We start from the raw sequence: 6,399 nt of genomic DNA, 5'->3' as shown, positions 1-6,399 counted from the left end.
ATCTGAGCCATGATCAAACTCTTCAATTTAAGATTTGTTTGATTTGCTACCCGAGGGTAGCGATGCTCAAAGATTACTTTCTGCAAATATGCATTCGAACCGAAGTTCAAATGTGTACTGCTTTGGTCACTCTTCAAGACTTTGATATTTCTTCTGCCTGCCGAAACAGGCTAGATATCGTCTTGCGAGTGCCCACACAGATTGTCTGATAAATTGTTAAAGAGCAGTGAGTTAGCAACCTTTCGGTGGGTAACTCGAGGTGCGCATATTACGCTTTCCTCACTCAGAGTCAACTACTTATTTCGTTGAATTTCTCTGTTCTCTTTGCCGGTCACTTAACTACTTGATTCGTTGTGTGCCGTCTCGATGGATGCGCATTATAGGGAGTCGAATTTTTTGCACAACCCTTTTTTCACCTTTTTCTACTGTTTGAGTGATTTTCACTCCTTACGGGTAGATCTTGCACGATCTTGACTGTATTCAAGTTGAACTCACTGGCATTTTGGTTGTAATTCCACCAGCAAAAGCTAGTATTGCCAATAAAATACGTTCCTACTACGAGGCCTTTCCATGTCTGATTCTGTTCGTCCTTATCTTCATTACACACCAATCCTTGGTCAAAAGGTTATGATCGACAGATCCAGCGTAGTAATCGGTAATGTTTTGCTCGGCGATGATGTCAGTATATGGCCCTTGGTTGCTATCCGGGGTGATGTAAACCAAGTGAAAATTGGTGCGCGTACCAATATTCAGGATGGCTGTGTGTTACATGTTACTCATCAGTCCGAATATAATCCGGCGGGTAATCCTCTTATCATCGGCGAAGATGTCACCGTCGGGCATAAAGCCATGCTTCATGGCTGCACGATAGGAAATAGTGTATTAGTCGGCATGGGGTCGATTTTACTGGACGGTGCAGTGATAGAAGATGATGTAATGATTGGTGCAGGTAGTTTGATTGCGCCCGGTAAACGATTAGAGAGCGGCTATCTTTATATAGGAAGTCCGGCGAAACAAGTTCGCCCACTGTCACCTGCTGAACGAGAAGGGCTGATTTACTCAGCTAACAATTACGTCCGTTGGAAAGATAACTATTTGGCTGAAGGAAAGTAATCCTTTCGCTCTCATCGATTCTATTTCTATCTATATAGAGGGAATAATTAACTCCCTCTATATATGTCCGACGCAATCAGTTACCCAACTCTTTTTTTAACACTATCAATACTGGCTCAACATCAGGCATCACTCCGTGCCAAAGATGGAACGCATGCGCAGCCTGCCCAACCAGCATTCCTAAACCATCCGCATACTGCGTCGCGCCAAGAGTGGCCGCCCAAGCCAGGAACGGCGTTAAACCCTGTTGATAAAACATATCGTAGCAACGAGAGTTCTGAGTAATCAGCGAAGCTGGAAGAGTGGGAACATCACCATAAATGCCTGACGCCGTTGCATTGATGATTAAATCAAATTGTTGTGCGGCAAGATTCACCATTTCAATGGCTTCGATTTCACCCTGATGTTGGAAAACATCGGATAACTGCTGCGCACGGCTAAATGTTCGGTTAGTAATAACAAGTTGGCAACCGAAGAAAAGCAGCGGTAATATCACTCCCCTAGCGGCACCACCAGCACCAACCAGCAAGATACGATCCTGCGGTTTGATCAGATTCAAACGTTCTAGATCGCTTAGCAAGCCAATACCATCGGTGTTATCTCCGAGCAAATGCCCATTCTGTTGCATTTTTAGCGTATTCACGGCACCAGCAAACGCGGCACGATCGGTCAACTCGGCAGAAATAGCATAAGCCTGTTCTTTAAATGGCGTGGTGATATTTGCGCCTTTCGCCCCTTGAGCAAAAAAAGCCGCCAGCGTTGCTTCAAAGTCATCATGGGGAGCGAGTACCGTTCCGTAATGATGAGCGATTCCCGTTTGAGCAGCAAAAAGGGCGTGGATACGCGGCGATTTACTGTGGCTAATCGGATTACCAAAAACTGCGAATGGTTGTTCCACTTGATGTCCTTAACCTTGGCGAAAATGCTCACCGGTGAGGGCATCACGAATTTCGGATGGATTTAAACGCCCCCCTACCAGCCCCGACAATACTGGGAAATCAGCACCAAACTGCTTTCTCACGTCTTCTTCAGTACGGCAAGGCTCCAATCCACTCAGATTGGCACTGGTCGACACCAACGGCTTACCATAATAAGTGCAAAGCTGCTGGACCAGAGGATGATCACTAACTCGTACCGCTAAAGAGTTAAAATGCCCCGTAAGCCAACGCGGGGTCGTTTTTCTCACTGGGATAACCCATGTTACCGGGCCTGGCCAACTGGAAAATATCGTAGCTCGCTGAGTATCATCCAGTTTTTCATCATTAATATAAGGTAAAAGCTGCTCATAATTAGCGGCAATCAGAATCAGCCCTTTTTGCCAAGGCCGCTGTTTTAATGCCAGCAAATCATTCACTGCCTTCTCACTATCTGGGTCACAGCCCAACCCGAAAACGGCCTCAGTCGGATAGGCGATAATCTCTTCCTGCTGCAAAGCTTGCAGCACACCTTCGAAACGGGAAACTTCTTCTTTACTCATGGGTTCTTACTCAGTTGTTACTGGTTTTCCGCATAATCTACTAGCACAAGAACGCTTTACGCCTTGAGCAGTACGCTTTTCCATCAGAAGCGGATAGTGGCAATGAGCGCATTCTCCAGCTATAGGTTGCTGATTAAGTGAAAATTGGCAGTCCGGATAGCGATTACAGGCATAAAAAACCTTCCCAAAGCGGGATTTTCTCTGCAATAACTTACCTTGGCCACATTGCGGACACGCAATAGATGTCTCATCCGGTTTATCTATGACTTCCGTATGATTACATTGTGGATATTGGCTACAGCCGATAAACATGCCATAGCGCCCTTGCCTAAGTACTAACGTAGACTGACATTTTGGACATTCCTGCCCTTCCAGAACTTTAATGATATGACCATCTGTCTGTGCTTTTAGCGGGCGTATATATTGGCATGTAGGATAATGGGAACATCCAAGAAATGGGCCATGACTACCGCTGCGGATCACTAATGCTGATCCACATTCAGGGCATAACCCATTACCCTTCGCAGTTACAGTTTTTGTCATTATGCCTTCTCTAATAGATTTGTCTGCTCTCATACTACCACCTAGTGCAGGTAGCCCTCATTCACTTCAAAGAGCAAATCTTCCATCAACTGATAGGCATTTTCATACTCAGGAACATTAAATAACACCATCAGTACCACCCATTTGAGATCTTCGAGATCAAACTCCGTGGAATCAAGCGCCATAATACGATCAATCACCATTTCACGGGTATTGAGTTTTAGTACATTGATCTGCTCAAGAAATAAGATAAAACCACGGCATTGGGTATCCAAACGTACATTTTCTTCCGGGGTATAAATACGTAGCGCGAAAGGATCGGCAGTGTATTGATAAGGTGCAATTTCACCTTCCTGTAAATCTGCCAGTGCTTCGAGCCAATTTAAGGCGTTATAGATATCTTCACGATAAAAGCCCGCCTCAGCGAGATCATCGGTAATTTTGTCCTGATCGGCGAGCATTTCTGCTTCGTTATGCATGTAAGTTTCAAATAGATACATCAGAACGTCGAACATGGCCTGCCCTCCTTATTCGGACATAGCCGCCGGGTACAGCTGCGATCCACCCTGCCAACTCTAGTTCGAGCAGTTTTACCACGATATCTGGTACAGAGTGGCCGGCACGTTCGGCGACGACATCAACGGGTGTCACCTCATATTCTACGTTAGCCAACACATCGGAAAATGGCAATTCAAGTTGTGCCTCCGACGAAGAAATAATGTTTTCGTCGGACAAAGATAACCACTGTAATGCGCCACCGATATATTCGATAACCTCTCTGGGATGACAAACCAGATAAGCACCCTGCTGAATCAACCAATGTGTACCTTCGCTTCCCGTGCTACCCAAAGGGCCTGGCAATGCAAATATATCCCTCCCTTGCTCCAGAGCATAACGAGCAGTAATCAATGAACCACTTTTGCGCGTCGCTTCAACAACAATCACTCCCGCACTTAAACCGCTGATAATGCGGTTACGTCGAGGGAAGTGAGTCGCGATAGGTAAAGCCGTGGATAAAAACTCCGAAACTAACGCTCCGCCTTCGGCGACAATCTCTTGCGCCAGTCTCCCATGTCGCTTTGGATAAATATTGGCAAGCCCACTTCCCAGAACCGCGATGGTTCTGCCTCCGCCATGTAAAGCAGCCTGATGGCAAATTCCATCGATTCCAATGGCCAGACCGCTGGTAATCACCACTCCAGACTGGGCTAGCTCGGTAGAGAAGAGTCGCCCCCACCGTTCACCATAGTGACTAAAGTTACGACTCCCCACCATGGCAATCTGAGGCATCGCTAGCGCTTCTTTTGCTCCGCTAACAAACAACATGAGTGGCGCGGAAGAAATTGCCATCAGCTGTGTCGGATAGCCGGGCTGACCGTAGATAAGCAAATGATGCTCAGGTTGATCCAACCAAGATAACGTCGCCGCGATGTGGCGAGGGTTGACCGTCAAAAATTGTTGGCATTGCCGCTCGCTCAACCCTGAAAGTTGCAACATTCCCACATGAAAATCACCGCCAGCAAGCAGACATTGCCCAATGACCAGACTTTTAGCCGCGCCCAACCCGCTAATCTTACTGATACGTAACCACAACTCGGTTGTTAACATTCGCCCTCCCTGGCGGCTTTGTGTGTCAACACCAATTTGTTCAAATGGTAGCCGATGCTGTCAATCCAAGCTAAAAATGTCTAGAATGGAGACTGAATATCATTCACCATTCGGACACAGATCTAGATATTTATGTCAGTATTACAAGTATTACATTATCCAGATGAGCGGCTGCGCAAAGTTGCTACGCCAGTAAAAGAAGTCAATGCAGAAATCCAACGCATCGTGGACGATATGTTCGACACCATGTACGCAGAGGAAGGCATTGGGCTAGCCGCTACGCAAGTGGATATTCATCAGCAGATTATCGTCATCGATGTCTCCGAAAACCGCGACCAGCGTTTAGTCTTAATTAACCCGGAACTACTGGAAAAAAGTGGTGAAACCGGTATTGAAGAAGGCTGCCTCTCTATCCCTGAGCAACGTGCTCTGGTTCCCCGTGCCGAGAAAATAAAGATCAGAGCATTAGATCGCGACGGGAAACCTTTCGAACTGGAAGCTGACGATCTGTTGGCAATTTGTATCCAGCACGAAATGGATCATCTGATTGGCAAACTGTTTGTGGACTACCTGTCGCCACTGAAGCGTCAGCGCATCCGACAAAAGCTGGATAAACTGGCAAAACTTAACGCTCGCGCCAACTAATCCTTTTTACGCAGGAAACCAACCGTGTCAGATTCTTTACGGGTTATTTTTGCCGGAACGCCCGATTTTGCAGCGCGTCATCTTGATGCGCTAACCGCTTCCAGGCACCAAGTCGTTGGGGTATTCACTCAACCAGACCGTCCGGCTGGCCGGGGGAATAAACTGACGCCCAGCCCGGTAAAGATTTTAGCTGAACAACACCACATTCCGGTTTTTCAGCCAAAGTCTCTGCGGCCAGAAGAAAACCAACATCTGGTTGCTGATCTTAACGCCGATATTATGGTCGTCGTCGCTTACGGTCTTATTTTACCGAAAGCCGTATTAGAAATGCCGCGTCTGGGTTGTATTAATGTTCACGGCTCCCTGCTACCACGCTGGCGTGGTGCGGCACCGATCCAACGTTCATTGTGGGCTGGCGATAAAGAAACCGGCATCACTATCATGCAAATGGATGTCGGTTTAGATACCGGTGATATGTTGCATAAAATTGCCTGCCAGATACAGCCGGAGGACACCAGCGCCAGCCTGTATAGCAAGTTGGCCGAGCTCGGGCCGCAAGGCATGCTGACAACGCTGCAACAATTGGCTGTAGGTCAAGCCAAGCCTGAGGTTCAGGACGAGCAATTAGTGACTTATGCAGAAAAATTAAGCAAAGAGGAAGCGAAGCTGGATTGGTCGCTGTCTGCGCAACAGTTAGAACGCTGCATCCGTGCTTTCAATCCGTGGCCTGTGAGCTACTTTGTTATCGACGAACAGCCGGTAAAAGTGTGGCAGGCTCAAGTTCTCCCCGCAGTGGAAGATGTGCAACCTGGCACTATCGTGCAAGCCGATAAGCAAGGTATTCAAGTGGGAACTGCTGACGGTATGCTCAACATCACTCAGTTGCAGCCAGCTGGCAAAAAATCGATGTCCGCCGCAGATTTACTTAACTCTCGACGTGAATGGTTTACCGTCGGTAATCAACTGGCGTAGTGAACAAGTTTTAACAACAACTTCATCGCTCGATACTTCAT

At 47.1% G+C, this 6,399-nt stretch carries 8 protein-coding genes; 3 read left to right on the top strand and 5 right to left on the bottom strand.

The features are described from left to right. The first annotated feature begins 570 nt into the window (after positions 1 to 570). Positions 571 to 1,113, top strand: coding sequence for a gamma carbonic anhydrase family protein (locus DJ39_RS01710; RefSeq protein ID WP_038251115.1), 543 nt, complete (start codon positions 571 to 573; stop codon positions 1,111 to 1,113). 76 nt (positions 1,114 to 1,189) lie between these two features. On the opposite strand, the gene aroE is transcribed toward DJ39_RS01710, so the two are convergent. Genes aroE through dprA form a run of 5 tightly spaced genes read right to left on the bottom strand, consistent with a single transcriptional unit; the run spans position 1,190 to position 4,741 of the window. Next, entirely contained in the window at positions 1,190 to 2,011 is an 822-nt protein-coding gene (aroE, locus tag DJ39_RS01705) for a shikimate dehydrogenase (protein ID WP_004718636.1), read from the bottom strand. 9 nt (positions 2,012 to 2,020) lie between these two features. After that, the gene (gene tsaC / locus DJ39_RS01700; protein ID WP_004718634.1) at positions 2,021 to 2,590 is read right to left on the bottom strand and encodes an L-threonylcarbamoyladenylate synthase type 1 TsaC; all 570 of its coding nucleotides are present in this window, start codon (positions 2,588 to 2,590) and stop codon (positions 2,021 to 2,023) included. Between the two features lie 6 nt (positions 2,591 to 2,596). Then, entirely contained in the window at positions 2,597 to 3,133 is a 537-nt protein-coding gene (locus DJ39_RS17225) for a DNA topoisomerase family protein (RefSeq protein WP_071815376.1), read from the bottom strand. A gap of 41 nt (positions 3,134 to 3,174) precedes the next feature. Beyond that, positions 3,175 to 3,648, bottom strand: coding sequence for a DUF494 family protein (locus DJ39_RS01695; RefSeq protein ID WP_038251113.1), 474 nt, complete (start codon positions 3,646 to 3,648; stop codon positions 3,175 to 3,177). Beyond that, the gene (gene dprA / locus DJ39_RS01690; protein WP_004718630.1) at positions 3,620 to 4,741 is read right to left on the bottom strand and encodes a DNA-protecting protein DprA; all 1,122 of its coding nucleotides are present in this window, start codon (positions 4,739 to 4,741) and stop codon (positions 3,620 to 3,622) included. Before dprA ends, DJ39_RS01695 begins: the two co-directional genes overlap by 29 nt. Positions 4,742 to 4,873: 132 nt before the next feature. On the opposite strand from dprA, the gene def reads away from it, so the two are divergent. After that, positions 4,874 to 5,386 carry a peptide deformylase gene (def, locus tag DJ39_RS01685; protein ID WP_004718628.1) on the top strand — a complete coding sequence of 171 codons (513 nt, stop codon included), beginning with the start codon at positions 4,874 to 4,876 and terminating at the stop codon, positions 5,384 to 5,386. Between the two features lie 24 nt (positions 5,387 to 5,410). Further along, positions 5,411 to 6,358, top strand: coding sequence for a methionyl-tRNA formyltransferase (fmt, locus tag DJ39_RS01680; RefSeq protein WP_004718626.1), 948 nt, complete (start codon positions 5,411 to 5,413; stop codon positions 6,356 to 6,358). The last annotated feature ends 41 nt before the right edge of the window (positions 6,359 to 6,399 follow it).

The sequence above is a fragment of the Yersinia ruckeri ATCC 29473 genome (genome assembly GCF_000754815.1).
Lineage (GTDB): Bacteria > Pseudomonadota > Gammaproteobacteria > Enterobacterales > Enterobacteriaceae > Yersinia > Yersinia ruckeri.
This window is presented reverse-complemented; position numbering and strand designations above follow the sequence as displayed.